Raw genomic sequence first — 25,602 nt, 5'->3', positions numbered from 1 at the left:
GATTCCGCGTCGCCATCAGCTGAACGGGGGTCGGGAGTCGAGAGCCAGCGAGCGGCGACCGGCCCAGCGCCACACCTTGGCGGCCCGGTCGCGGTCGTCGTCGGTGACCAGGTTGCCCATCCACCGCAGGGCCAGCGTCATCAGCCAGTCGGAGCGCATTCCCGCAGGTCCGAGGGTGGACACCAGGCGCGGACGGGTCGCGATCCCGGCCAGACGGCGGGCGATGGAGAACGCCTCGCCGTAGTGCTCACGCAGGGTCGCCGGCCAGGCGGTGGCCAGGTCCTCACCCGCGATCAGCGCGTCGGCGACCATCCGTCCGGTCTCCAGGCCGTAGTCGATCCCCTCGCCGTTGAGCGGGTTCACACATCCGGCGGCATCGCCGATCAGCGCCCAGTTGGCGCCGGCGACACCGGAGACCGCACCACCCATCGGCAGCAGCGCGGACTTCTCCGCCCGCAGCTCGCCCGTGAGCCCGAACTGCTCGCGGCACTGCTCGGTGTAGTGCCTCATCAGCGGCTTGATCGCGACATCAGCAGGCCGCTTCGAGGTGGCCAGCGCACCCGCGCCGATGTTCACCTCGCCCGATCCGAGCGGGAAGATCCAGCCGTATCCCGGCAGCGCCGCACCGGACTCGTCACGCAGCTCGAGATGGGAGGAGATCCACTCGTCGTCGGCCTGGTCGGAGGCGATGTAGGCCCGCCCGGCTACGCCGTAGACGGTGTCGCGGTGCCACTCCCGTCCCAGCACCTTGCCGAGCGGCGAGCGCACACCGTCGGCGACCACGACGGACCTGCAGACGACCTCGTGGCCGCCCTCGAAGACGACAGCCGCGATCCGCTCGCCCTCCCACCGCACGTCGACGGCACGCGCGCCGTCGACCGCGGTCGCGCCGGACTTGATCGCGACGGTGCGCAAGTGATCGTCGAGCTCGGTCCGCGGCACCGCTGAGCCCCACGACGGCAACGTCCCACCGGGCCACGGCAGGTGCAGCGTCTGTCCGAAGCCGTGCGCACGCAGGCCCTTGGAGACCGGGTGCGCGCGCAGCCAGTCCTCCAGCCCGAGCCGGACCAGCTCGTGGGTCGCACGCGGTGTCAGGCCGTCGCCGCAGGTCTTGTCACGCGGGAAGACGGCCGCGTCGGTCAGCAGGACATCGACCCCGGCGCGCGCCAGCCAGGCCGCCGCGGCCGAGCCCGCAGGTCCTGCCCCCACGACGAGCACGTCAGCTGACTGCGGAAGGGACGACGTCATGCGCATATCTTCCCAGAACCGGCCAACGGCCCGCGAAAGAACCCCACCTCCGGCCGAAGCCGGCCTCTGCTAGGTTATTGCAAGTTCTTCGCATTAGTCCCGGCGCAGTCTCGGAAGGCCCCCACGTGCACGACCCTCTCGGCGTACGCCGTCGCCGCCGGCGCGCCGTCATCTGGCTCTTGGGCCTCCTCGCAGCAGCCGTGGTGACAGTCGTCGTCGCGGTCGGGCTGGGTGCTGCGTACGTCGCTCCGGGGACGGTCGCCCAGATCCTCGGCCACCACCTCCTCGGCCTGCCCGAGGCCGGTTGGAAGGCGACCGAGGAGGCGATCGTGTGGAAGGTACGCCTCCCCCGCGTGCTCCTCGGTGCCCTGGTCGGCGCGGGCCTGGCCATCACCGGCATGGCGCTGCAGGCGATGGTCCGCAACATGCTCGCCGACCCCTACCTGCTCGGGATCAACTCCGGCGCCTCCAGCGGCGCCGCGGCGGCGATCCTCTTCGGCGCGGGCACCGGCCTGGGGGCGTACGCCCTGCCCGGCTCCGCCTTCCTCGGCGCCCTCGCGGCCTCGTTCCTGGTGTTCGCCCTCGCCCGCAGCGGCGGCCGGGTCACCTCGCTGCGGCTGCTGCTCTCCGGCGTCGCGGTCGGCTACCTGCTCTACGGCCTGACCAGCTTCCTCATCTTCGCCTCGGGCTCGGCAGAGGGCGCGCGGTCGGTGATGTTCTGGCTGCTCGGCTCGCTCGGCCTGGCCCAGTGGGACGGCCTGCTCGCGGTGGTGGCCGTCGCCGTGCTCGCCACCACCGTGCTGCTGACCCTGTCCGGACGCGGCCTCGACGCGCTCGCGATCGGCGACGAGACCGCCCACACCCTCGGCATCTCCCCCGACCGCTTCCGCACCCTGCTGCTGATCCTCGTGGCGCTGACCGTGGGCGTGGTCGTCTCGGCGGCCGGCAGCATCGGCTTCGTCGGCCTGGTCGTGCCGCACCTGGCCCGGCGGGCTGTCGGCTCCGCCCACTCCGTGGCCGTCCCGGCCGCCGCCCTCATGGGCGCGATCCTGCTGGTCTGGGCCGACGTGCTCGCCCGGGTGCTCCTCCAGCCGCAGGAGATCCCGATCGGGATCGTCACCGCGCTCCTGGGCGCCCCGTTCCTCATCGTCCTCATCCGGCGCTTCTCGGCGCGCGACGTCTGACCATCAAGGAGCCGAAATGATCCGCCCCATGCTCGCCACCGCCGCCCTCGTGCTGGCCACGACCACCGCGTGCGGCGCCGACGCCGCCGGCGACGAGGCCACCGCGGACGGCTTCCCGGTCACCATCGAGAACTGCGGCGCCGAGGTCACCTTCGACGCTCCGCCGGAGCGCGTCGTGATGCTGAAGAGCTCCTCGGTGCCCTACCTGCACGCGCTCGGCGTGATGGACCAGGTCGTGGCCAGGGCCGGCGAGTATCCCGCCGACTACTACGACGCCAAGACGCAGACCGAGCTCGACGACATTCCGCTGCTCACCGACGAGATGGACACCAGTGGCCACCTGCAGATCTCCAAGGAGATCGTGATCGCCGAGGAGCCCGACCTGGTCCTCGGCGAGGTCGACAACCTCTCCCGGGACACCCTCGACGCCGTCGACATCGATCTCCTCGAGGAGCCGGCGATGTGCCCCGAGGGCGTCGACGACCCCGGCTTCGACGACGTCTACAGCCAGCTGGAGGCCTACGGCAAGGTCTTCGACCGCGAGGACGAGGCCGCCAAGGCTGTCGCTGACCTGCGCAAACGCGTCACGGACCTGGAGAACGAGAAGGTCGGCGAGGGACGTACGGCGGCGGTGCTCTACCCGACCGTCGGCGGCGGCGTGACCTACGCCTACGGCACCAGGTCGATGGCCCACCCACAGCTGGAGGCGGCCGGGTTCGAGGACGTCTTCGCCGACGTCGACGAGCGCGTCTTCGAGGTCTCGACCGAGGATCTCCTCGAGCGCGACCCCGACGTGATCATCCTGCTCCACAACGCCGGCGACCCGAAGGCGGTCGAGGAGTCGATCACCCAGCTCGCCGGTGCCGAGGACCTCACCGCGGTCAAGAACGGCGACGTGATGGCGCAGCTGTTCAACTTCACCGAGCCGCCCTCGGCCCTCTCCGTCGACGGCCTCGAGCGGATCATCGACAGGTTCGGCCGGTGATCGAGGCGGCGGGCCTGTCGTGGACGTACGGCACCACGACGATCCTCGAGGACGTCGACGTCGCCTCCCACGAGGGCCGGGTGCTGGGTCTGATCGGCCCGAACGGGAGCGGCAAGACGACCCTGCTCCGGCTGCTCTACGGCGCGCTGCGAGGCAGTGGCACCGTGGAGATCGACGGCGACGACCTCGCCGGGCTTCCCGCCAAGCAGGTCGCCCGGCGCCTGGCGGTCGTCGTCCAGGAGTCCGGCACCGACACGACGCTGACCGCCGGCGAGATGGTCCTGCTGGGACGTACGCCGCACCTGTCCGCCTTCGCCAGGGCCGGTGAGAACGACCTGGCCGTCGCGGCGGAGTGTCTGGAGCGGGTCGGCGGAACTCACCTCGGTCCGCGCTCGTTCGCCGCCCTCTCCGGGGGCGAGCGGCAGCGGGTTCTCATCGCCCGGGCGCTGGCCCAGGAGGCGACCCACCTGCTCCTCGACGAGCCGACCAACCACCTCGACATCCGCTACCAGCACGAGATCCTCTCCCTGGTCCGGAAACTGGGGACGACGGCGATCGTCGTGCTCCACGACCTCAACCTGGCCGCCCGCTACTGCGACGACCTGGTGCTGCTCGACCGATGCCGCGTCGCCGCACGCGGCACCGTCGACGAGGTGCTCCGCCCCGAGATCCTGGAGCCGGTCTACGACATCGGCATCGAGCGGCTCGAGCTGCGCGAGGAGATCCATCTCCTCTTCCGCCCGTCCACCTGAACCGGCCCTCAGACCTCGGGGTCGACCTCGACCCTGGTCTCGGGCGCGGTCTCGTCGTCGGGGTCGACGCCGGGAAGATGCGCCTCCCAGAGCTCGACGTCCATCACGTAGAGCCGCAGCGACGCCTCACCGCGCAACTGCTCGGGCTTGAACGCCCGAGCCGTCCCGACCAGCCGGTGGAACGCCACCTCGCAGCGCTTCTCGAGCTCGAAGTCGGGCACCTGCCGAGCCATCCCGGTGACGTACGCAGCGCTCGCCCCCGACCCCGGCGGCACCGAGGAGTCGAAGATGACCCCGGCCACGCGCGGGTCGCGGATGAGGTTGCGGGAGTGCTGCGCATCGGGCGCCGAGACCCAGTAGAGGTCTCGGTAGCCGTCGTGGGAGAAGTAGACCGGCGACGTACGCGGCCGGCCGTCGGGATCCGAGGTCGCCAGCACCAGGTAGGCGACACCGTCGACGATCCCGCGGACGTGTCTGTCCAGATCAGCTGCCATACCCCTGAGGGTAAACGACTTTTCTAGTCGTGACCTGGGTATATGCGCGGCAGCTTGTAGCCGTGCTCGGCCAGCACCTCGCGCAGCACGTCCGGCCTGTCGGTGATCAGCCCGTCGACGCCGAGCCCGATCAGGTGCTCCATCGTGGCGACGTCGTCCACCGTCCACGGCACGACCGCGATCCCGCGCGCGTGCGCGGTGTCGACCAACTCCCGGGTCGTGAACGGCACGTAGCCCGGGTCCGACACCGAGCCGCCCTGCGGGTCACCGTGGACCGGCGAGACGGCATCCGCGCCGAACGAGTCCGCGGCCGCGACGTACCGCTCCTGCAGCGACCCCTCGAAGTCGTCGATGTCGATCCCGCCCAGCCACGGCGAGGCGCCCGGCCGTCCCTCCTGGAGGAACTGCTGCCCGTTGGTCAGCGCGACGATCGGCAGCCGCGGCTCGACCTCGCGGAACCGCTTCAGCGCACCCCAGTCGAAGCTCTGGATCGTGACCTGGTTGCGGATGTGCGCCCGCCTGATCTCGGCCAGGACGACGTGGACGAACTGCTCGCGCGGCGCGGTCTGCTCCGGCGCTCCAGCCTCGACCTTCGTCTCCACGTTCAGCTGGACCTGGCCGGCGTGGTAGCTGTTGACCAGCGCAAACACCTCCGAGAGCAGCGGCATCCGCTCGCCCGGCGAGAGCACTTGGTCAGGGAACTGCGGCTGTCGCAGCGACCCGCAGTCGATCGTGCGCACCTGCGCGAGCGTCAGGTCCTTGATGTAGGTCCGGTTCGGCACGTACGGGAACTCCGGGTCACCGGGGAACGCCGGCGCGGTGTCGATGCACTTGGCCGGGTTCGGGTCCCGGTCGTGTGTCACGACCGCATGGCCGTCCTCGGTGATCTGCACATCGAGCTCGAGGGTGCTCACGCCCAGCTGGAGCGCCCGCTCGAAGGCCGGCAGCGTGTTCTCGACCGTCAGCGCGATGCCGCCGCGGTGCGCCTGGAGGTCGAACGTACGCGGATCGTTGCCGGCGTGAGCCGGGGTGATGGCGGAGCTCGCCAGGAGCGCCGCGGACACGAGGAGGCCTGCTCGGACACGTCTCATGCCCGACAGGATCCCGCGGGCGGATGGCCGCTAGTGGAACGCGTGATGAGACAGGAGCGACACGTTCTTGTCCGCACACCCGGTCGTCTCGTGACGGACGAACTGCGAGTCGTAGGAGTCCGGCACGTAGACCCGGAACCCGTCCACCTTGGCCGGCTTGCAGGCCGAGGCCGGATAGTTCTCGGCCGTCGACTCGGCGACCTCGCTCACCGCCACCTGCCCCGGCTTCATGATGACCTTGCGCCACTTGCCCTCACGCGCCGCCGGCGCGCCGATCTGGGTGCCATCGCCACCCCCGACGTACGACAGCCCGCCGAAACCACCAAGAGCACAGGCTTGATCGGAGACGTTGGTCAGCGTGATCTCGCCGAACCGCGATCCCGCGCCCGCGTCGGTCGCGCGATAGCCGGCCTTCAGATCGGCATTGGTGCACTTCGGCGTCTCCGCATCCGTCGGCGCAGGGTCAGAGGGAGCAGAGGACTCAGTCCTCACCGGCGAACCCCCCGTGGCCGCCGGTGAGGACTGAGTCGGGGACGATGGTGCGCTGCCTGACTGGGTGGGATCCGCGGTCCCGGAGGCAGATGGTGACGAGTCGACCGCCCCGTCCTTCGTCGACCCACAACCTCCCGCCGCGAGCACGCCGAGGATCCCGACTCCGACCACCATCAGTCGTAGGTGCCGCATCTCCGCTCCTCGAGTAGCAGATGTCAGCCAGATGACCCAGCCAGTTGACTCTTCGTCCCAATCCTGAGACGCGCGGACCGTTCGCTTCGTTGCGTCGGATCTCGAGAAAATCTCAGACCCTGCTGTCGTACGCCGTCCTGGCCGCGTCCACCTCCGGCATGTGCTCCTCGGCCCAGGCCTTGAGGTGGCCGATGACCGGCAGCAGCGTCTGCCCGAGCGGAGTGAGCTCATAGTCGGTCCGCATCGGCACCGACGGCGTCACCGTGCGGGTCAGCAGACCGTCGCGCTCCATCCTCCGCAGCGACTGGGTCAGCATCTTCTGGCTCACCCCCTCGATCTGCGAGGCCAGTTCTGAATACCTCAGCGGTCCACGCAGACCGATCGCCACGATCGCCAGGCTCACCCACTTGTCACCGATCGTGTCCAGGAGCCGCCGGCTCGGACACAGCGCCGAGAATGCGTCGAATCCGCTCGGCCGCTCGGCCGTTGTCGTCCCCATGGCGAACCTCCAGGTGCCTACACCACTTCAAAGTGCCTTCTTCCCAAAGGAGAGTAGGGCACCGAAAGTAGTACATGCAACCAATCGACCACAAAAAGGACGAACACCATGTACGCACTCATCTCCCGCGCTGGCGACCCGACCCCGCGCCTCGAGGAGCTCCCGGCGCAGCAGCTCGGCGGTGACGACATCCGGGTAGAGGTGGCCGCCGCCGGCTTCACCCTCTTCGACGCCTTCGTCGCCAGCGACCACGCAGCCATCGGCCTCCCCGATGTGATCGGCCTCGGCTTCGACTTCAGTGGCGTGGTCACCGAGGTCGGCGAGGCGGTCTCCGGATTCGCCGTCGGCGACCGCGTCGCCGGCCTCCACGGCGACCCGGCCGCAGGCGCCCGTGCCCACGCGACCGAGATCGTGCTCGCCGCCGCCGACGCGGCGGCCGTACCCGACGGCCTCACTCTCGAGGCGGCGGCCGCGGCTCCGCTCAACGCGCTCACCGCCCGCCAAGCCCTCGACCTCCTCGGCCCCGAACGCGGCAGCCTCCTCGTCACCGGTGCCGCCGGCGGCGTCGGCCTGTGGGCGCTGGGGCTGGCGAAAGCCGACGGTTGGACGGTCGACGCCCTGGTACGCCCCGGCACCGAGCACCTCGCCACCGGCGCCGACCGCGCCGTCACCGAGATCGAGCCGCACGCGCACGACGCCGTCCTCGACCTGGCGGCGCTCAACGAGCCGGCCCGGGCAGGCGTACGCGACGGCGGCCGCTACATCAGCGTCAAGCCCGGCCGGGCACCGGCGCCCGAGCGCGGCATCGAGGTGTCGACCGCGCTGAACCATCCCGACGGGGCGGTGCTCGCCGACCTCCTCCGGTTCGCCGCCGACGGCTCGGTGCCGACCCGGATCGCCGCGACCCGCCCGCTGAGCAAGGCCGCCGAGGCCTACCAGGAGGCCCTAGCGGCGCCGGGCTCGGACGGACGCTGGCTCCTCGTGCCTTGACAGAGCCCTGGCAAAAGGGCGAAGGCCCCGCCTCCCGAGGGAGGCGGGGCCTTCTAGACCACTCGATGATCAGCTCTGGTACGAACCGAAGTCGAAGTCGTCCAGCGCGACGGCCTGGCCGCCGGTGTTGCCGAACTCGTAGTCGTAGTTGTCGTAACCGGTCACGGAGTACGCCGCGGCGCGAGCCTCATCGGTCGGCTCGACCTTGATGTTCCGGTAGCGCTCCAGGCCGGTGCCGGCCGGGATGAGCTTACCGATGATGACGTTCTCCTTCAGACCGCGCAGCGAGTCCGAGCGGCCGTTGATGGCAGCGTCGGTGAGGACGCGGGTGGTCTCCTGGAAGGAGGCCGCCGACAGCCAGGACTCGGTGGCCAGCGAGGCCTTGGTGATGCCCATCAGCTCCGGACGACCCGAGGCCGGCTTGCCGCCCTCGGAGACCACGCGCCGGTTCTCCGACTCGAAGTCGATGCGGTCGGCCAGGTCGGACGGCAGCAGGTTGGTGTCACCCGACTCGAGCACCGTGATCCGGCGCAGCATCTGCCGCACGATGATCTCGATGTGCTTGTCGTGGATGGACACACCCTGCGACCGGTAGACCTGCTGAACCTCGTCGACGAGGTGCTGCTGGGTCTTGCGGACACCGAGGATACGGAGGACCTCCTTGGGGTCCGGCGTACCGATGGTCAGCGGCGCGCCGACCTCGATGTGGTCGCCGTCGCCGACGCGCAGACGCGAGCGGCGCGACACCACGTACTCCTTGACCTCGGAACCGTCGTCCGGGGTGACCAGGACCTTGCGGGCCTTGTCGGTCTCCTCGATCTCGATGCGACCGGCGACCTCGGAGATCGGCGTGACACCCTTCGGCGTACGCGCCTCGAAGAGCTCGACGACACGCGGCAGACCCTGCGTGATGTCGTCGGCCGAGGCCACACCACCGGTGTGGAACGTACGCATGGTCAGCTGGGTGCCGGGCTCACCGATGGACTGGGCGGCGATGATGCCGACCGCCTCACCGATGTCGACGAGCTTGCCGGTGGCCAGCGAGCGGCCGTAGCACTTGGCACACGTACCCGTGCGGGCCTCACAGGTGAGGACCGAACGGACCTTGACCTCGGTGATGCCGGCGCGAACCAGCTCCTCGATCTTGACGTCGCCCAGGTCCTCGCCGGCGACGGCGAGAACCTCGCCGGTCGACGGGTGCTCGATGTCGACAGCAGCCGTGCGAGCGTACGCAGCGGTCTCGGCGTTGTCGTCCTTGACGACGACGCCGGCCGCCTCGACTCCGATGACCTTGGGCAGACCACGCTCGGTGCCACAGTCGTCCTCACGGATGATGACGTCCTGCGAAACGTCCACCAGACGACGGGTCAGGTAACCCGAGTCGGCGGTACGCAGCGCGGTGTCGGCCAGACCCTTACGAGCACCGTGGGTGGAGATGAAGTACTCCAGGACGGAGAGACCCTCGCGGAAGTTCGACTTGATCGGCCGCGGGATGATCTCGCCCTTCGGGTTCGCCACCAGGCCTCGCATGGCGCCGACCTGGCGGATCTGGTTGAAGTTACCCGAAGCACCCGAGGTGACCTGCATGAAGATCGGGTTCTTCTTGTCGAACGCCGCCTCCATGGCAGCACCGACGACCTTGGCAGCCTCGGTCCAGATCTCGACGAGCTCCTGACGGCGCTCCTCGTCGGTAACCAGACCACGCTCGAACTGCTTCTGCACCTTGGCAGCCTGCGCCTCGAACGTCTCCAGGATCTCGGCCTTGTTCGGCGGCGTGGTGACGTCGTCGATGGAGACCGTGACACCCGAACGGGTGGCCCAGTGGAAGCCGTTGTCCTTGAGCGCGTCCAGCGACGCCGCGACCTCGACCTTGGTGTAGCGCTCGGCCAGGTCGTTGATGATCGCGCCGAGCTGCTTCTTACCGACCTCGTAGTTCACGAAGGGGTAGTCGGCGGGGAGGGTGTCGTTGAAGATCACCCGGCCCAGCGTGGTCTCGAGCACGAGCGGGTTGCCTTCGGTCCAGCCCTCCGGCACGTCGTAGCCGATCGGCGGGACGATGTCGTCGAGGCGGATCTTGACCTTCGACTGCAGCGTGATCTCGAGGTGGTCGAAGGCCATGATGGCCTCGGCCGGGGACGAGAACGCACGGCCCTCGCCGGTCTCACCCTCGCGGTCGGAGGTGATGAAGTAGAGACCGATGATCATGTCCTGGGTCGGCATGGTGACCGGACGACCGTCGGACGGCTTGAGGATGTTGTTGGTCGAGAGCATCAGGATGCGAGCCTCGGCCTGGGCCTCTGCCGACAGCGGCAGGTGGACAGCCATCTGGTCACCGTCGAAGTCCGCGTTGAACGCGGTGCAGACGAGCGGGTGCAGCTGGATGGCCTTACCCTCGATCAGTTGCGGCTCGAAGGCCTGGATGCCGAGGCGGTGCAGGGTGGGCGCACGGTTCAGCAGAACCGGGTGCTCGGTGATGACCTCTTCGAGGACGTCCCACACGACCGGGCGAGCACGCTCGACCATCCGCTTGGCGGACTTGATGTTCTGAGCGTGGCTCAGGTCCACCAGGCGCTTCATCACGAACGGCTTGAACAGCTCCAGGGCCATCTGCTTCGGCAGACCGCACTGGTGCAGCTTGAGCTGCGGACCCGACACGATGACCGAACGGCCGGAGTAGTCGACGCGCTTACCGAGCAGGTTCTGACGGAAGCGACCCTGCTTGCCCTTGAGCATGTCGGAGAGCGACTTCAGCGGGCGGTTGCCCGGCCCGGTGACCGGGCGGCCACGACGACCGTTGTCGAACAGTGAGTCGACGGCCTCCTGCAGCATCCGCTTCTCGTTGTTCACGATGATCTCGGGGGCACCGAGGTCAAGGAGACGCTTGAGGCGGTTGTTGCGGTTGATCACACGACGGTAGAGGTCGTTGAGGTCGGAGGTCGCGAAGCGGCCACCGTCGAGCTGCACCATCGGGCGCAGGTCCGGCGGGATGACCGGGACGGCGTCGAGCACCATGCCGGTCGGCTTGTTGCCGGTCTTGCGGAAGGCGTCGACGACCTTGAGGCGCTTGAGCGCGCGGACCTTGCGCTGACCCTTGCCGGTGGCGATGGTCTCGCGCAGGTTCTCGACCTCGGCCTCGATGTCGAAGTTCTCGAGGCGCTTCTGGATCGCCGTGGCGCCCATGTGGCCCTCGAAGTACTTCCCGAACCAGGTCTTCATCTCGCGGTAGAGCAGCTCGTCGCCCATGAGGTCCTGGACCTTCAGGTTCTTGAAGGTGTCCCAGACCTCGTCGAGACGGTTGACCTCACGCTCGGTGCGGTCGCGCAGCTGCTTCATCTCGCGCTCGGCGCCGTCCTTGACCTTGCGCTTGGCGTCGGACTTGGCGCCCTCGGCCTCGAGCGCGGCCAGGTCGGTCTCGAGCTTCTTGGCGCGGTCGTTGATCGCCACGTCGAGCCGGCCGGTCAGCATCTTGCGCTGCTGGTCGACCTTGGCCTCGAGCGAGGACAGGTCGCGGTGACGCGAGTCCTCGTCGACCGAGGTGATCATGTACGCAGCGAAGTAGATGACCTTCTCCAGGTCCTTCGGAGCGAGGTCGAGCAGGTAGCCCAGCCGCGACGGAACGCCCTTGAAGTACCAGATGTGGGTCACCGGGGCGGCGAGCTCGATGTGGCCCATCCGCTCGCGGCGTACCTTCGAGCGGGTGACCTCGACGCCACAGCGCTCACAGATGATGCCCTTGAAGCGCACGCGCTTGTACTTGCCGCAGTAGCACTCCCAGTCCCGGGTGGGACCGAAGATCTTTTCGCAGAAGAGGCCGTCACGCTCGGGCTTGAGCGTGCGGTAGTTGATGGTCTCAGGCTTCTTGACCTCGCCGTGGCTCCACGCGCGGATCTCGTCCGCGGTGGCCAGGCCGATCTTGAGCTGATCGAAGAAGTTGACGTCGAGCACGGTGGCTTCCAGTTCCTTCGTTAGTTCTTGGAAAGTTCAAAGGGGACTGAGGGAGGGGAGGTACGCCCGGGGGGCGTACCTCCCGCTCGTCAGACTTCCTCTACGGAAGAGGGCTCGCGACGGGAGAGGTCGATGCCGAGCTCCTCGGCGGCGCGGAAGACGTCTTCCTCCGCGTCACGAAGCTCGATCGCCGAACCGTCCTGGCTCAGCACCTCGACGTTCAGGCACAGCGACTGCATCTCCTTGACGAGAACCTTGAACGACTCCGGGATACCCGAGTCGGGGATGTTCTCGCCCTTGACGATCGCCTCGTACACCTTCACGCGGCCGGGCACGTCGTCCGACTTGATGGTCAGGAGCTCCTGCAGGGCGTAGGCGGCGCCGTACGCCTCCATCGCCCAGACCTCCATCTCACCGAAGCGCTGGCCACCGAACTGGGCCTTACCGCCGAGCGGCTGCTGAGTGATCATCGAGTACGGACCGGTCGAACGCGCGTGGATCTTGTCGTCGACCAGGTGGTGCAGCTTCAGGATGTACATGTAGCCCACGGCCACCGGCTCCGGGAACGGCTCGCCGGAGCGACCGTCGAAGAGGCGGGCCTTGCCGTCGGTGCCGACCACACGCCGCCCGTCCCGGTTGGGGAGGGTCGCGCTGAGCAGGCCGGTGATCTCGTCCTCACGCGCACCGTCGAAGACCGGGGTGGCCACCTTGGTGCCCGGGTCGGCCTTGTCGGCGTGGATCTTGATGAGGCGCTGCTTCCAGGCGCTGTCCTCGGGGTCCTCGGAGAGGTTGAGGTCCCAGCCCTGCTTGGCGAGCCAGCCGAGGTGGAGCTCCAGGACCTGTCCGATGTTCATACGACGCGGAACACCGAGCGGGTTGAGCAGAACGTCGACCGGGGTGCCGTCCTCCATGAACGGCATGTCCTCGACCGGCAGGATCTTCGCGATGACGCCCTTGTTGCCGTGACGGCCGGCGAGCTTGTCACCCACGGAGATCTTGCGCTTCTGCGCCACGTAGACCCGAACCAGCTGGTTCACGCCCGGGGGCAGCTCGTCGCCCTCCTCACGGTCGAAGACGCGGACACCGATGACGGTGCCCTCCTCGCCGTGCGGAACCTTCATCGAGGTGTCGCGGACCTCGCGCGCCTTCTCACCGAAGATCGCGCGGAGCAGGCGCTCCTCCGGGGTCAGCTCGGTCTCGCCCTTCGGGGTGACCTTGCCGACCAGGATGTCACCGGTGGTGACCTCGGCGCCGATGCGGATGATGCCGCGCTCGTCGAGGTCGGCCAGCATCTCCTCGGAGACGTTCGGGATGTCCCGGGTGATCTCCTCCGGACCCAGCTTGGTGTCGCGGGCGTCGACCTCGTGCTCCTCGATGTGGATCGAGGTGAGGTAGTCCTGCTGCACCAGACGCTGGGAGAGGATGATCGCGTCCTCGTAGTTGTGGCCCTGCCACGACTGGAAGGCGACCAGGAGGTTGGCACCCAGCGCCATCTCGGCACCCTGGGTCGCCGGACCGTCGGCCAGCGGGGAGCCGACCTCGACCCGGGCGCCCTCGTCGACCAGCGGCTGCTGGTTGACGCAGTTGCCCTGGTTGGAGCGCTCGAACTTCGCGAGCTTGTACGACGTGTAGGTGCCGTCGTCGTTGAGGGTCTCGATCAGGTCGGAGGAGACCTCCTTGACCACACCGGCCTTCTTCGCGACGAGCACATCACCGGCGTCGACAGCCGCGCGGTACTCGATGCCCGTGCCGACCAGCGGCGAGTCGCTGCGGACCAGCGGCACCGCCTGACGCTGCATGTTGGCGCCCATGAGCGCACGGTTGGCGTCGTCGTGCTCGAGGAACGGGATCAGCGCGGTCGCGACCGACACCATCTGGCGCGGCGAGACGTCGATGTAGTCGACCTCGTCGGCCAGGAGCTCGGAGACCTCACCGTCGCGCTGGCGGACCAGCACGCGCTCGGTCGCGAACTTCATGTTCTCGTCGACAGCCGCGTTGGCCTGCGCGATGACGTAGCGGTCCTCGTCGTCGGCGGTCAGGTAGTCGATCTTGTCGGTGACGACACCGTTCTCCACCTTGCGGTAGGGCGTCTCGACGAAACCGAACGGGTTGATCCGGCCGAAGGAGGCCAGCGAACCGATCAGACCGATGTTGGGACCTTCAGGGGTCTCGATCGGACACATCCGGCCGTAGTGCGACGGGTGGACGTCTCGGACCTCCATGCCGGCGCGGTCACGGGAGAGACCACCCGGACCGAGAGCCGACAGACGCCGCTTGTGCGTCAGGCCCGCGAGCGGGTTGTTCTGGTCCATGAACTGCGACAGCTGCGAGGTGCCGAAGAACTCCTTCAGCGCAGCGACCACGGGACGGATGTTGATCAGGGACTGCGGCGTGATCGCCTCGACGTCCTGGGTCGTCATCCGCTCGCGCACCACGCGCTCCATACGAGCAAGGCCCGTACGCAGCTGGTTCTGGATCAGCTCGCCGACCGTACGCATCCGGCGGTTGCCGAAGTGGTCGATGTCGTCAGCAGCGATGTCGATCGTGCCCTGCGGCATGTCGAGCTGCGCACGCCCGTCGTGCAGCGCCACGACGTACTTGATCGTCGCGACGATGTCGTCGACGGTCAGGGTCTGCTGGTCGAAGGCCTCGGTCAGACCGAGCTTCTTGTTGACCTTGTAGCGACCGACCTTGGCGGTGTCGTAGCGCTTCGGGTTGAAGTAGTAGTTGTTCAGCAGCGTCTGCGCGGCCTCACGCGTCGGGGGCTCGCCCGGGCGCAGCTTGCGGTAGATGTCGAGCAGCGCGTCGTCCTGAGCGGTGGTGCTGTCCTTCTCGAGGGTCAGCATCATCGACTCGTACTCGCCGAACTCCTCGCGGATCTGCTCGTTGGTCCAGCCGAGGGCCTTGAGCAGCACGGTGACGTTCTGCTTGCGCTTGCGGTCGAGGCGGACGCCGACCAGGTCGCGCTTGTCGATCTCGAACTCGAGCCAGGCGCCGCGGCTCGGGATCAGCTTGGCGGTGTAGATGTCCTTGTCGGACGTCTTGTCGGCGGTGCGCTCGAAGTAGACGCCCGGGGACCGGACGAGCTGCGAGACGACAACACGCTCGGTGCCGTTGATGACGAAGGTGCCCTGTTCGGTCATGAGCGGGAAGTCGCCCATGAAGACCGTCTGGCCCTTGATCTCACCGGTGTCGTTGTTGGTGAACTCCGCCGAGACATAGAGAGGCGCGGAGTAGGTGAAGTCCTTCTCCTTGCACTCCTCGACGGTGTACTTGGGGTCGTAGAAGACAGGGCTCTCGAACGAGAGGGACATCGTCTCCGAGAAGTCCTCGATCGGGGAGATCTCCTCAAAGATCTCCTGTAGACCGGACTTGTGAGACACGTCCTCGCCCGCTGCTTCGCGGGCGGCGACCTGCTCCTGCCAGCGCTCGTTACCGATCAGCCAGTCGAAGCTGTCGGTCTGGAGGGCGAGGAGCTTGGGAAGCTCGAGAGGCTCTGAGATCTTAGCGAAAGAGATGCGGCGAGGGGTGGAGTCACCCGACGAGGTGCGCGCGGCCAAGAGGAATCCTTCGACAAGGTTCGCAGGTGGATTCGCGCTGCCGACCACCGAACAGCCACCGGGCAGGCTGAGGGGCATATGAAGGCATGCGCAAAGCGCCATAGTACGGCACAAAAGCGCACTTCACAACACCGGGCCCAATTAAAAGTCCGGCGTACCTTCATTCACACCTGCGGCGCTCGAACCTCGGCGTTGTCGGTGCAGTGCCATTGTCGAGCATCGCGGATGATCATGCGCCCCATCGGCACCCCGGGTCAAGCATCCGCGCCAATCGGTCCGACCCACGGAAAAGTTATTCCAATCACTTGACAGGTAGCGCAAAAGCCTGGAAGGCCAGGTCAGCTCGGGCCTAGTCCTGGCTCGGCTGCGTCTCGACCTTGTCCACCAGCCACTCGTCGCCGACCTTGGCCATCGTGAGCATCGCGTACTCCTGGTAGCCGATCGGGGTGCTCCGCTGGGCGTTGGTGACCTGGCGGTCGACCAGCACGAGGATCTGCACGGTGTCCTCGGCGACCCGGATGACGCCGGCGTCGACCGGGGCGAGCGTCTTCACCACGGTCTTCGTCTCGGGGACGTTGTCAACGAGCACCGCGAAGAGCCGGTCGTAGTCCTCCCGGTAGTCCTTCGTCATCACGTCGTGAGCCTTGCTCTTCGACTCGTCCATCTTGCTGTAGTCGTAGGAGAGCAGCGGGACGGCTGCCTTCTTCGCAGCCTCGAGCGCCTCGCCGCCCTGCTCCTCGACGAGGAGCTTGTGGTTGCGGGTGATCTGCTTGCCCACAGCGCCCTCGACGGTGCTGGTCGTGACGTTGTTGTTGGAGACGGTGGCGACCTTCTCCTGCCCGAAGAAAACCACACCAGCAGCGACGACCGCGGCCAGGGCGAGGGCGCCGGCGGCGATCAGCGCCCACGTCGGCAGCAGCGGGAGCGTACGGCCGGCGGCCGGGCTCTCCTCGGCTTCGGGTTCCTCGTCGGCAGGCTCGTCGTCGTCAGACGCGACGACTGCTGCCTCGTCCTCGACGTCAGCGGTCTCGTCGTCGGCCTCAGCGTCCTCGTCCTCGTCCTCGACCGCAGCCTCCTCGAGAGCGGCCAGCTCCGCGTCGTACGCAGCCCGCTTCTTCTCGTCCAGCAGGACCGCGGCGGCTTCGTTGAGGGTGCGGAAGCGGCGGTCGGTGGGGTCCAGGTCGGCGATCGCGGACTTCCACGCCGCGCGGATGTCGTCGGTGGCGGCATCGGGCTCGACGTCGAGCAGGTCGTACCAGGTCGGACTAGTCATCGTGGAACTCATGGTGTCACCCCTTCGCTGCGATCCGTTGTAGGAGCTTCCTCGGCGGGGTACCAGTCGTCGACCAGCCACTTCCCGTTCTGCTTCACCAGCTCCACCTCCGTCCGCGAGAGCTGGCGGGCGGCCTCGACGCGCTCCTCGGAGCCCTCGGCCTTCGGGTAGCTGATCGCGAGCTCGGCGACGACGAGCACGGTCGCGCTGTCCTCGTCGAGGCCGGCGACGCCCGTGCTGTGCACGCTCGTGGTGCGACCGACGCCCTGCTGGACGACGGTGGCCTCGGCGAAGGCGACGTTGCCCAGGAAGCTCTTCTCGAACTTCGGGGTCAGCAGCTCCCCCACCCGCTCGCGGTACTTCGGCATCGTCTTCTTGTCGCTGCCGACGTCCTCGGGACCGTAGGTGTTGACCCGGCCGACGAACTTGTCAGCGGCCGACATCACCTGCTCGCGCTGGCTCACCACCGACTCATCGGCGCCGCGGGTCAGCTGCCAGCCGACGTAGCCGACGGCAGCCAGGATCACGGCGATCAGCAGGGCCAGGACGCCCCAGCGGAGCAGTGCGCCCCGCCTGGCGGTCGCCTGGTCGTTCTCTGAGCCGGTCTCCGTATCGGGGCCGGGGTCGGTCGTGGTGCTCAAAACGGATCACTCTCTGTGGTCAGCGGCTCCAGGAGCCATTTCCAAGCATCAACACCGTACGCCGCGGGCGAATCGGTCGATGCGGCAGCGCTCCGGGCCCCGACCCCGGTCGGCTGCTTGGTGGTCAGGGGTCCGGCTACTCGGTCTCCATCGGCTGCAGGTAGAGCCACTTCCAGGCGTCGTCGCCGTAGGCGGACGGAGCGGCGGTCGACACGGTGATGTCCTCGGCCTCGCCCCAGGTGAGCTCGCCGGTGTCCGGGTCGAAGCTGGCGATCGAGTCGGTGCCACCGACGGCGGCACGCGGAACCTGGCTGGAGCCGCGCGGGTTCGACTTGCTCGGGGCCTCGGTGCAGGAGACCTCGGTGTTGAACGGACGGCTCTGCAGGTCCAGCGGGCTGCGCTTCTTCGTGCTCTCGTAGCCCTGCTTGCACGGCGCCTGGCTGGTCAGGGCCAACCCGAAGTGGGCCTGCGCCAGGCCGGGGTGGCCGACGTCGACGACCGCGAAGCTGCCCTCGACGACGACCGGGAAGATGGAGAGCAGGTGCTTGACGCCGGGCAGGTTCTTCCGGACGACCTTGCCGGTCACCAGCACCTCGTTGAGGAGCTCGCCGATCTCCACGCCGTTCTGCTCCAGGAACTGGCGCAGCTCGACCGAGCTGGCCGAGCCGCTCTCGATCAGCCTGATCAGGTCCTTGTTGGAGCCGGCCAGGGTGCCGGTGAACAGCTCCAGGTCGGTCGCGAACGACTTGATCGCCGAGCTGCTGTCCAGCTGGCCCTGGAGGACGGTGTTGCTGTCCCGGATCAGCTGGGTGGTGAGGGCGAAGTTCTGGTCGGCGGTCTCCACGAAGGCGGTGCCGGTGTCGATGATGGTCTGCAGGTCCTGACCGGTGCCGGCGAAGCCCTTGCCGAGCTCGTCGATGGTCGTCGTGAGCGCCTTCTGGTCAACCGAGTTCACCGTCGTGGTGACGTCCTCGAGGAGCTTCTCGGTCGGCAGCGGCGTGGTCGTCGCGGCGCGAGCGATCTCGGAGCCGTCCTCGAGGTAGGGCCCGCCCTTCGACTGCGGCTGCAGCTCGACGTACTGCTCACCGACGGCGGAGCGGTTGCCGACCACGGCGAGGCTGTCGGCCGGGATCTTCTCCTGCCAGTCCTTGTCGATCTTCAGGGTCACGTCGACACCGCTGCGGTTGAGCACCAGCTCACCGACCTGGCCGATCTTGACGCCTCGGTAGTCGACCTCGGCATCCTCGTAGATGCCGCCGGACTGCTCGAAGTGGGCCATCACGACGTAGTGGTCCTTGACGAACAGCGACCCCAGACGGGCGTAGCGCGCGCCGACGAAGCTGACCCCGACGAGGGTGATCAGCAAGAAGATCATCAGTTGCATCTTCGTACGGCGGGTGATCATGAGACGCCCTCCTGGTGAGTGTTGCTTGAGGTGCTCAGCGCCGGGATCATCAGCGAGGTCAGCCCGGGGTCGAGCTCCTTGCTCAGCTCGTCGTACGTCACCGCATGCGTCCCTGGCGTCGCGCCAGCACGACAGAACAGGATCAGCACGCACCCGGAGCCGTCGTCGGTGGTGCTCCCGCCGTTGGACGAGGGCGCCCCGATCCCGAGCAGACCGTCGAGGGTCTTCCCGATCGAACCCAGCACGCCCGTCACACACGCCTGGGGCGCCGAGGAGGACTGCCCCGTCAGCACCTCCTGGCAGGTGTCGATGGCGCTGGCCAGGCCGCCGTCCTTGCAGACGTTCGTGAGGTTGTTGAGCCAGTCGAGAGCCGTCTCCTCGTCGGGATACGTCTTCAGCTTTCGGTTGATCTCCTCGAGACCCCAGCAGACGGTGTCGCCGACCCGCGGCGCGTTCTGGAGCAGCGTGTCGAGGTTGAGGTCGACGGTGACGTCGAGGTTGACGAAGTCACCCATGTGCAGATTGCGCGCGGCCTGCGGCGAACCACCGACCGCCGCGTCGACGAACGGGTAGGTCAGGATCGTGTTCATCGCCCTGACGAAGTCGTCACCGGAGTCGGCCAGGTTCGACAGGAGCGGCCTGAGATCCTTGATGATCCCGATCGTGTTGTCCTTGGACGCCCGGATGACGCGTACGCCGGTGTCTCCGAGCCGCTCCAGGGCCTTGAGCATCTTGACCAGGTCGGCGCGCTGCTTGTCGAGGCTGGAGAGCGCCGAGGGCAGCTCGTCGAGGGCGGCGTCGATGGAACCCATCTGCGCGTTGGTGGCCTTCGCCAGCGCATCGAGCGCCTCGATGGCCGCGACGATCTTCTCCTTGTTGTTGTCGAGGTCGCGCGCCAGCTTCTCCACCTGGTGGAGTACGGAGCGGGCGGAGTCCTCGCGGCCGGCGAGCGCCTTGTTGAGCTCGGTCGAGATCGTCTTCAGCTGGGCGACGCCACCACCGTTGAGCAGCAGGCTCAGCGCACTGAAGACTTCTTCGATCTCCGGGTTGCGGCCGGTCTGCGACAGCGGGATCGTCGAGCCATCGGTGAGCTTGGCCGAATCGGGCTCGGCCGGCCGCTCCAGCGAGACGAACTTCTCTCCCAGCAGGGAGGTCTGCTGGATCGACGCGCGGGCGTTGCTCGGAAGGCTGACATCCTTCTTCAGCAGCATCTCGACCGTGGCGACGCCGTCGTCGAGCCAGATCTTGTTGATCTTGCCGACGTCGATGTCCTCGAGCTTGACGGTCGACTGGGGCACCAGGTCGAGAGTGTCCTGGAACTGCGCCGTGACAGATATCGCGTCGTCACCGGCGTCCACCCCGCCCGGGAGCGGCAGGTCGTAGACGGAGAAGGTGCCGCAGCCGGTCAGCATCAGGGCGCCGGCGATCACGCCGACGAACGCCTGGAGGGCGCGCTTCATCGTGGTCGGCTTATTTGGCTTCGGGCTCCGCTTCAGCATTACTTCACCTCCACGAGGCCGCCGAGCGACATGTCATAGGGCACCCCGTAGGACGAACCGGTGCCGAGACCGATCGCCGCGGAGCGGTTCAGCCCCGGCATCTGCCGGATCTGCGAGCAGATCTCGGCGCTGCTGCCGTTGGTCGCCTGGTCCACGAGGCTGCACAGGAACGAAGCAGGGTTCTCGATGATCTCGTCGAGGATCATGGTGATGTTGGCATTGGTGTCGAGCGTGGCGGTCTCCGGGTTGTAGGCCAGGCCCAGGTTGTTGAGCGCCAGCGGAGCGGTCCGGAGGCTCTCGTCGAGAGCCTTGCGCTGCTTCACCAGGACCTTGCCGATCCGGTTGAGGCCCTGGATGTCCTCGCGCAGGATCGACTTGTTGTCCCGGACGAACTGGGTCACCTTGCTCAGCGCGATCGAGAGGTTCTTCATCGACGCGGCGAGCTCTTCGCGCTCGCCCTCGAGCATAGAAGAGACCTCGGCGAGCGCCTGGGCGAAGTCGCGTACGGTCTTGTCGTTCTCGGCGAGCGTGCCGATGAAGCCTTCGAGCTGCTCGGCGGAGTCGAAGAACTGCTCGTCGCGGTTGTCGAGCACCTTGGTCAGCTTGCCGAGGTCGCCGATGGTCGAGTTGATCTTGTCGCCCTGGCCGCCGAGGTTCTTCGCGGTCTGCTGCAGCAGGTCGGTGAGGGCGCCGTTCTTGTTGGCGCCGTCGGGACCGATCGCGACCACGAGGTCGTCGACGCTGGAGTAGATCTGGTCGAGCTCGACCGGGACCGAGGTCTTGTCGGTGCTCAACACCGCACCGTCGGCCAGCTTCTTGCCGCCGTCGTAGGCGGGCGTGACCTGGACGTAGCGGTCGCCGACGATCGACGGCGAGATGATCACGGCCTTGGCGTCCGCGGGCAGGTCGACGTCGCTCTTGTATTCCAGGGTGACCTTCACGTCGGTGCCGTTCGGCTCGACCGCGGTCACCTTACCGACGGCGACGCCGAGCACGCGCAGGTCGCTTCCCTCGTAGAGCGAGACCGTGCGCGGGAAGTGCGCCACGAGCGTCTTCTCACCGGTGTCGCGGACCAGGGCCCAAGCCCCGACTCCGAGGATGAGAGCACCGATGATGATCGGAACGATCAGCTTGTTCACGGGGTCCTCCCAGTGAGAGCCGGGACGGGAGGCATGTTCTGGATGTAGGTGTCCCACCAGGGACCGTTGCCCAGGGTGTTGTTGAAGACCTTGTAGAAGGGCGCCATCAGCCGCAGCGACTTCTCGAGGTTCTCCTCGTTCTTCGTGAAGACGTCGAGGATCACGTCGAGGCTCTCCAGCGCCGGCTTGAGGTCGGCACGGCTGTCGTCGACCAGCTGGGAGAGCTCCTTGGAGAGCTGCTGGGTCGAGATGAGCAGGTTGTGGACCGCCTCGCGCCGCTCGACCAGCGCCGCGAAGAGCTGGTTGGCGTCGTTCATCAGCGTGATCAGGTCCTCGTCGCGCTCGTCGAGCACCTTCGTCACCCGGTCGAGCTGGGTGAGCAGCGACTCGATGCGCTCGTCCTTGGCTGCCAGATTGCGGGAGAGGTCGGAGACGCCGGTGAGCGCGGCCTGGAACTCCTCCGGCGTCGACCGGGTCAGGTCGGCGAGCGTGGTGAGCGCCGCGGCGAGCTGGTCCTTGTCGATGTTGGCGGAGGTGTCGGCCAGGCCCTCGAAGGCCTCGACCACGTCGTAGGGAGACTCCGTGCGGTCCACCGGGATGGTGGCTCCCGCCTTCATCTGGCCCTCTCCGGCCGGCTGCAGCTCGAGGAACATGTCGCCGAGCAGCGTCTTCACGCGCACGCCGGCTCCGGAGTTCTCCCCGAAGTTGACCTTCTCGCGGATCTTGAAGCCGACCTTGACCTGGTTGCCGTCGAGCTCGATCGAGTTGACCTTGCCGACCCGAACACCGGCCACTCGGACCTCGTCACCGGTCTTCAGGCCACCGGCCTCGGAGAAGTTGGCGTAGTAGGTGGTGCCACCACCGATCAGCGGCAGGCTGTCGGCCTTGAACGCCATCACCATCAGCATGAGGAGGACGGCGATCGAGACGATGCCGATCTTGACTGGGTTACGTTCGCGGAAGGGAATCATCCGAGGTTGCACCTCGCTTGACCGGGCTCGTAGAGCGGAATCTCGAGGTCCTTGCCCTCAGGGTCGCGGATCGTGCCCCGCAGACCGCACAGGTAGAAGTTGAACCAACCGCCGTAGCTGGCCGTCGCGCCGATCTTGTCCAGCTTGATCGGCTGGAGCTCGAGGGCGTCGTCGAGCTGGCGCTTGTCCTTGGCCACCTCGTCGGAGAACCTCCGGGCCTGGCGCAGGTCCTCCAGGAGCGGGTCCTTCGCCTCGTGCACCAGGCCGGCGGTCTCCACGGAGAGCGCCGAGATCTGGTCCAGGGAGCCGAGGATCGCCTCGCGGTCGTTGTTGAGACCGCCGACGAAGTCACGGAAGGTCACGATCAGGCTGGAAAGCTCCTTCTCGCGATCACCCACGTGCTCGAGCACCTCGGTGAGGTTGTCGATCAGGGCGTTGATGACCTGGTCCTTCTCGGCCAGTGTCGAGGTCAGCGAGGCCGTGTGGGAGAGCAGGCTCTCCAGCGTGCCGCCCTCGCCCTGGAAGACCTGGACGATCTCGTACGACAGGGTGTTGACGTCGTTGGGCGACAGCGCCTGGAAGAGCGGCTTGAACCCGTTGAAGAGCACCGTCAGGTCGAGCGCCGGGTGGGTCCGCCCGACCGGGATGGTCTGACCCTCCTGCATCGCGGAGGCGTCGCCGACCAGCTGGTTGGTCAGCGCGAGGTAGCGCTGGCCGATCAGGTTGCGGTACTTGATCGTCGCCTCGGTCGTGGTCGCGATCTGCTGCGCGCTGTCGACCGTGAAGGTGACCACCGCGCTGCGCGCGTCGTCCGAGATCTCGATGCCCTTGACCGAGCCGACCTTGACGCCGGAGATGCGTACGTCGTCGCCCTTGTTCACACCGGTGACGTCGGTGAAGACCGCCTTGTATTCATCGGTCTGACCGAACGTGACGTTGCCGATGGTGATGGCGAGCAGGGCGGTGGCCAGCGTCGTGACGATCACGAAGATGACCAGCTTCCAGAAGTCCTGGAAGGTCTTGGCGTCGAAGAGCTTCACTGCGCTCATTCGTAGCTCACCTCCGCTCCACGCGCGGCCGGACCGAGCATCAGCGCACCGAGGTCGGGGACCTCGTCGGCGCTCATGCCCATGCCCGGGGCGAACAGCTCGTTGATCACATCGGCCTCGGCCGACGTACCGACATAGGACAGGGCCGAGTAATCGGTCGTGCCTGTGGCGGAGCGCATGACGCCCTTTCCGGTGGGCTCGTCGACGCCGTCGTTCTTGTTGGGGAATGGCGCGAACGGCTTCTTCTGGCTCCAGGACGCGTTCGGCATCTCACCGCAGTAGGGCCCGCTGTCCTCGCCGTAGCGCGGCTTGTCCTTGGTCGAGTACGGACGCGACTGGTGCGGCAGCGTCTCCAGCGTGATGTGGACGGTGTTGTTGCGGAACACTTCGGTGAACTCGTCGGTCAGGATGTCCATGCCGCCGATGAGGCAGGGAAGCATCGGGGCGTAACGGGCCAGCGCCTGGGTGACCGGCCGGCCGACCTCGCCGACCTGGATCAGCGTGTCGCCGTTGTCGTCGAGGAACTGGTCGGCCGTGTTGGAGAACGCGGTGACGTCGGTCAGCATCTTCTTGAGCTCCACCTCGCGGTCCTCGAGCGTGGTCGCGGTGACGATGGTGTTGCGCAGGATCTGACCGATCTCCGGGAGCACGGCCTGGTAGGTGCCGGAGACCTCGGTGGCGAGCTCGAGGTCCTCGATCAGCGCCGGGATCTCGGGGTTCAGCCGCTTCAGGTAGGAGTCGAGGGTGTCGAGCGACTCCCCCAGCTTGTCGCCGCGACCCTCGAGTGCGGTGGCGAGCGCGTTGAGCGTGTTGTTGAGGTCGGCCGGCTGGATCGTCCGCAGCAGCGGGTAGAGGTCACGCAGCACGGCCTGGACCTCGGTGGCCATCTTGGTCTTCTCGATGACGGCACCGGCCTTGATCGGCTCGGTGAAGTCGGTGTTGGGCGGGACCAGCGAGACGTACTTCTGGCCGAAGAGGGTCTTGGGGAGGATCGCGCCGGTTACGTCCGGGTGGACCTTGCTGATCTCCTCGGGGAACAGCCCCAGGGTCAGCTCGGCGCCCTCGTCGGTCGCCTTCATCTCGAGGACCTCGCCCACGATCAGGCCACGGACCTTGACGTCGGCACGGTCGGGGAGCTGCAGACCGATGCGGTCGGCCTTGAGCGTGATCTCCTCGAAGTTCCCGAACTTGTTGGTGAACTGCGCCCAGGTCAGCCCGAGCGCGGCCAGGACCAGCGCGATGAAGACGATCCCGAGGATCTTGCCCTTCTGCCTGCCCCAGGCCAGCGCCGCAGCGCTCCTCTTGTGGGGCGTCGGCAGATGGTGCTGGGTCTCGTCAGGTGCGAGTGTCTGAGTCATCCCGCCAACCTCACTGTCGTCGTGCTGCCCCAGATCGCCATCGAGAGCATCAGGTCGAGCACGGAGACGGCGACGATGCTCGTACGCACCGCCTTGCCGACCGCGACGCCGACCCCTGCGGGACCGCCGGAGGCGTTGTAGCCGTGGTAGCAGTGGATCAGGATCACCACGACCGCGAAGATCAGCACCTTGCCGAAGGACCACAGCACGTCGATGGGCGGCAGGAACGTGTTGAAGTAGTGGTCGTACGTGCCAGCGCTCTGGCCGTAGAAGAGGATCACCGTGAACCGGGTGGCGACGTAGGAGGAGAGCAGGCCGACCACGTAGAGCGGCACGATCGCGATCAGGCCGCCGATCATCCGGGTGGTGACGAGGAACGGCAGCGACGGGATCGCCATGACCTCGAGGGCATCCACCTCTTCGGAGATGCGCATCGCGCCGAGCTGGGCCGTGAAGCCGCACCCGACCGTCGCCGCGAGCGCGATGCCCGCAACCAGCGGCGCGATCTCACGGGTGTTGAAGTAGGCCGACACGAAGCCGGAGAACGCCGAGGTGCCGAGCTGGTCGAGCGCGGTGTAGCCCGAGAGGCCGACTTGGGCGCCGGTGAAGAAGGTCATCGCCAGGATCACGCCGACGGTGCCGCCGATGACGGCCAGCGCCCCCGACCCGAGGGTGACCTCGGCGAGGATCCGGAGGATCTCCTTCTTGTAGCGCCTCAGTGTGCGCGGAAACCACGAGATCGCGCGCAGGTAGAAGCCGAGCTCGTCACCGAGGTGGTCGAGGCTCTTGGCAGGCTTCTCGTAGATCGCCTTGATGTTCGCCATCCGTCTCGCCT

Annotated in this window: 20 protein-coding genes; 4 read left to right on the top strand and 16 right to left on the bottom strand. The window is 67.5% G+C overall.

Annotated features, from left to right (window positions below; all coding sequences use genetic code 11):
* Nucleotides 1-15: 15 nt before the first annotated feature.
* Entirely contained in the window at nucleotides 16-1,248 is a 1,233-nt protein-coding gene (locus ABTW65_RS20290; RefSeq protein ID WP_350663379.1) for a geranylgeranyl reductase family protein, read from the bottom strand.
* A 125-nt stretch (nucleotides 1,249-1,373) separates the two neighbouring features.
* Between ABTW65_RS20290 and ABTW65_RS20285 the strand changes: the two genes are divergently transcribed.
* From ABTW65_RS20285 to ABTW65_RS20275, 3 genes are read left to right on the top strand one after another with little or no spacing between them, the layout of a single operon-like run.
* The gene (locus tag ABTW65_RS20285; protein WP_350663376.1) at nucleotides 1,374-2,432 is read left to right on the top strand and encodes a FecCD family ABC transporter permease; all 1,059 of its coding nucleotides are present in this window, start codon (nucleotides 1,374-1,376) and stop codon (nucleotides 2,430-2,432) included.
* A gap of 16 nt (nucleotides 2,433-2,448) precedes the next feature.
* Nucleotides 2,449-3,417 (top strand): ABC transporter substrate-binding protein, encoded by a 969-nt coding sequence (locus tag ABTW65_RS20280; protein WP_350663374.1) that lies wholly within the window; start codon nucleotides 2,449-2,451, stop codon nucleotides 3,415-3,417.
* Nucleotides 3,414-4,169 carry an ABC transporter ATP-binding protein gene (locus tag ABTW65_RS20275; protein ID WP_350663372.1) on the top strand — a complete coding sequence of 252 codons (756 nt, stop codon included), beginning with the start codon at nucleotides 3,414-3,416 and terminating at the stop codon, nucleotides 4,167-4,169. Before ABTW65_RS20280 ends, ABTW65_RS20275 begins: the two co-directional genes overlap by 4 nt.
* Nucleotides 4,170-4,177: 8 nt before the next feature.
* On the opposite strand, the gene ABTW65_RS20270 is transcribed toward ABTW65_RS20275, so the two are convergent.
* From ABTW65_RS20270 to ABTW65_RS20255, 4 genes are all read right to left on the bottom strand, one after another.
* Nucleotides 4,178-4,663 (bottom strand): pyridoxamine 5'-phosphate oxidase family protein, encoded by a 486-nt coding sequence (locus tag ABTW65_RS20270; protein ID WP_350663370.1) that lies wholly within the window; start codon nucleotides 4,661-4,663, stop codon nucleotides 4,178-4,180.
* A gap of 23 nt (nucleotides 4,664-4,686) precedes the next feature.
* Nucleotides 4,687-5,754 (bottom strand): glycerophosphodiester phosphodiesterase family protein, encoded by a 1,068-nt coding sequence (locus tag ABTW65_RS20265; RefSeq protein ID WP_350663368.1) that lies wholly within the window; start codon nucleotides 5,752-5,754, stop codon nucleotides 4,687-4,689.
* A 30-nt stretch (nucleotides 5,755-5,784) separates the two neighbouring features.
* Nucleotides 5,785-6,246 carry a DUF4232 domain-containing protein gene (locus ABTW65_RS20260; protein WP_350663366.1) on the bottom strand — a complete coding sequence of 154 codons (462 nt, stop codon included), beginning with the start codon at nucleotides 6,244-6,246 and terminating at the stop codon, nucleotides 5,785-5,787.
* 304 nt (nucleotides 6,247-6,550) lie between these two features.
* The gene (locus tag ABTW65_RS20255; protein WP_350663364.1) at nucleotides 6,551-6,937 is read right to left on the bottom strand and encodes a winged helix-turn-helix transcriptional regulator; all 387 of its coding nucleotides are present in this window, start codon (nucleotides 6,935-6,937) and stop codon (nucleotides 6,551-6,553) included.
* A gap of 108 nt (nucleotides 6,938-7,045) precedes the next feature.
* On the opposite strand from ABTW65_RS20255, the gene ABTW65_RS20250 reads away from it, so the two are divergent.
* Nucleotides 7,046-7,927, top strand: a complete 882-nt coding sequence (locus tag ABTW65_RS20250; RefSeq protein ID WP_350663362.1) for an alcohol dehydrogenase catalytic domain-containing protein — start codon at nucleotides 7,046-7,048, stop codon at nucleotides 7,925-7,927.
* Nucleotides 7,928-7,996: 69 nt separating this feature from the next.
* Here ABTW65_RS20250 and ABTW65_RS20245 read toward each other — a convergent pair whose 3' ends face one another.
* From ABTW65_RS20245 to ABTW65_RS20195, 11 genes are all read right to left on the bottom strand, one after another.
* Entirely contained in the window at nucleotides 7,997-11,872 is a 3,876-nt protein-coding gene (locus tag ABTW65_RS20245) for a DNA-directed RNA polymerase subunit beta' (protein ID WP_350663359.1), read from the bottom strand.
* An 89-nt stretch (nucleotides 11,873-11,961) separates the two neighbouring features.
* Complete coding sequence (rpoB, locus tag ABTW65_RS20240; protein ID WP_350663358.1) at nucleotides 11,962-15,432, bottom strand: DNA-directed RNA polymerase subunit beta; 3,471 nt, start codon at nucleotides 15,430-15,432, stop codon at nucleotides 11,962-11,964.
* 349 nt (nucleotides 15,433-15,781) lie between these two features.
* Nucleotides 15,782-16,705 carry a J domain-containing protein gene (locus ABTW65_RS20235; RefSeq protein ID WP_350663356.1) on the bottom strand — a complete coding sequence of 308 codons (924 nt, stop codon included), beginning with the start codon at nucleotides 16,703-16,705 and terminating at the stop codon, nucleotides 15,782-15,784.
* Nucleotides 16,706-16,713: 8 nt separating this feature from the next.
* On the bottom strand, nucleotides 16,714-17,346 hold the full coding sequence (locus ABTW65_RS20230) for a hypothetical protein (RefSeq protein WP_350663354.1): 633 nt from the start codon (nucleotides 17,344-17,346) through the stop codon (nucleotides 16,714-16,716).
* A 136-nt stretch (nucleotides 17,347-17,482) separates the two neighbouring features.
* The gene (locus ABTW65_RS20225; protein ID WP_350663352.1) at nucleotides 17,483-18,721 is read right to left on the bottom strand and encodes an MCE family protein; all 1,239 of its coding nucleotides are present in this window, start codon (nucleotides 18,719-18,721) and stop codon (nucleotides 17,483-17,485) included.
* 26 nt (nucleotides 18,722-18,747) lie between these two features.
* Complete coding sequence (locus tag ABTW65_RS20220; protein WP_350663350.1) at nucleotides 18,748-20,211, bottom strand: MCE family protein; 1,464 nt, start codon at nucleotides 20,209-20,211, stop codon at nucleotides 18,748-18,750.
* Nucleotides 20,212-20,249: 38 nt separating this feature from the next.
* Nucleotides 20,250-21,389, bottom strand: a complete 1,140-nt coding sequence (locus tag ABTW65_RS20215; protein WP_350663348.1) for an MCE family protein — start codon at nucleotides 21,387-21,389, stop codon at nucleotides 20,250-20,252.
* On the bottom strand, nucleotides 21,386-22,360 hold the full coding sequence (locus tag ABTW65_RS20210; RefSeq protein WP_350663346.1) for an MCE family protein: 975 nt from the start codon (nucleotides 22,358-22,360) through the stop codon (nucleotides 21,386-21,388). Before ABTW65_RS20210 ends, ABTW65_RS20215 begins: the two co-directional genes overlap by 4 nt.
* On the bottom strand, nucleotides 22,357-23,409 hold the full coding sequence (locus ABTW65_RS20205) for an MCE family protein (protein ID WP_350663343.1): 1,053 nt from the start codon (nucleotides 23,407-23,409) through the stop codon (nucleotides 22,357-22,359). Before ABTW65_RS20205 ends, ABTW65_RS20210 begins: the two co-directional genes overlap by 4 nt.
* Nucleotides 23,406-24,767 carry an MCE family protein gene (locus ABTW65_RS20200; RefSeq protein WP_350663341.1) on the bottom strand — a complete coding sequence of 454 codons (1,362 nt, stop codon included), beginning with the start codon at nucleotides 24,765-24,767 and terminating at the stop codon, nucleotides 23,406-23,408. Before ABTW65_RS20200 ends, ABTW65_RS20205 begins: the two co-directional genes overlap by 4 nt.
* A complete protein-coding gene (locus ABTW65_RS20195; protein ID WP_350663339.1) occupies nucleotides 24,764-25,591 on the bottom strand; it encodes an MlaE family ABC transporter permease in 828 nt (275 codons plus the stop codon). The genes ABTW65_RS20200 and ABTW65_RS20195 overlap by 4 nt, the downstream gene beginning before the upstream one ends.
* Nucleotides 25,592-25,602 lie beyond the last annotated feature (11 nt).

The sequence above is a fragment of the Nocardioides sp. NPDC127503 genome, from assembly GCF_040302165.1.
Classification (GTDB): domain Bacteria; phylum Actinomycetota; class Actinomycetes; order Propionibacteriales; family Nocardioidaceae; genus Nocardioides.
This window is presented reverse-complemented; position numbering and strand designations above follow the sequence as displayed.

Coding starts and splice junctions, on each gene's coding strand:
- ABTW65_RS20265 (WP_350663368.1), bottom strand. CDS start 5,754: ATGAGACGTGTCCGAGCAGGCCTCCTCGTGTCCGCGGCGCTCCTGGCG.
- ABTW65_RS20195 (WP_350663339.1), bottom strand. CDS start 25,591: ATGGCGAACATCAAGGCGATCTACGAGAAGCCTGCCAAGAGCCTCGAC.
- ABTW65_RS20225 (WP_350663352.1), bottom strand. CDS start 18,721: ATGATCTTCTTGCTGATCACCCTCGTCGGGGTCAGCTTCGTCGGCGCG.
- ABTW65_RS20255 (WP_350663364.1), bottom strand. CDS start 6,937: ATGGGGACGACAACGGCCGAGCGGCCGAGCGGATTCGACGCATTCTCG.
- ABTW65_RS20210 (WP_350663346.1), bottom strand. CDS start 22,360: ATGATTCCCTTCCGCGAACGTAACCCAGTCAAGATCGGCATCGTCTCG.
- ABTW65_RS20235 (WP_350663356.1), bottom strand. CDS start 16,705: ATGACTAGTCCGACCTGGTACGACCTGCTCGACGTCGAGCCCGATGCC.
- ABTW65_RS20220 (WP_350663350.1), bottom strand. CDS start 20,211: ATGAAGCGCGCCCTCCAGGCGTTCGTCGGCGTGATCGCCGGCGCCCTG.
- ABTW65_RS20270 (WP_350663370.1), bottom strand. CDS start 4,663: ATGGCAGCTGATCTGGACAGACACGTCCGCGGGATCGTCGACGGTGTC.
- ABTW65_RS20250 (WP_350663362.1), top strand. CDS start 7,046: ATGTACGCACTCATCTCCCGCGCTGGCGACCCGACCCCGCGCCTCGAG.
- ABTW65_RS20200 (WP_350663341.1), bottom strand. CDS start 24,767: ATGACTCAGACACTCGCACCTGACGAGACCCAGCACCATCTGCCGACG.
- ABTW65_RS20205 (WP_350663343.1), bottom strand. CDS start 23,409: ATGAGCGCAGTGAAGCTCTTCGACGCCAAGACCTTCCAGGACTTCTGG.
- ABTW65_RS20290 (WP_350663379.1), bottom strand. CDS start 1,248: ATGACGTCGTCCCTTCCGCAGTCAGCTGACGTGCTCGTCGTGGGGGCA.
- ABTW65_RS20280 (WP_350663374.1), top strand. CDS start 2,449: ATGATCCGCCCCATGCTCGCCACCGCCGCCCTCGTGCTGGCCACGACC.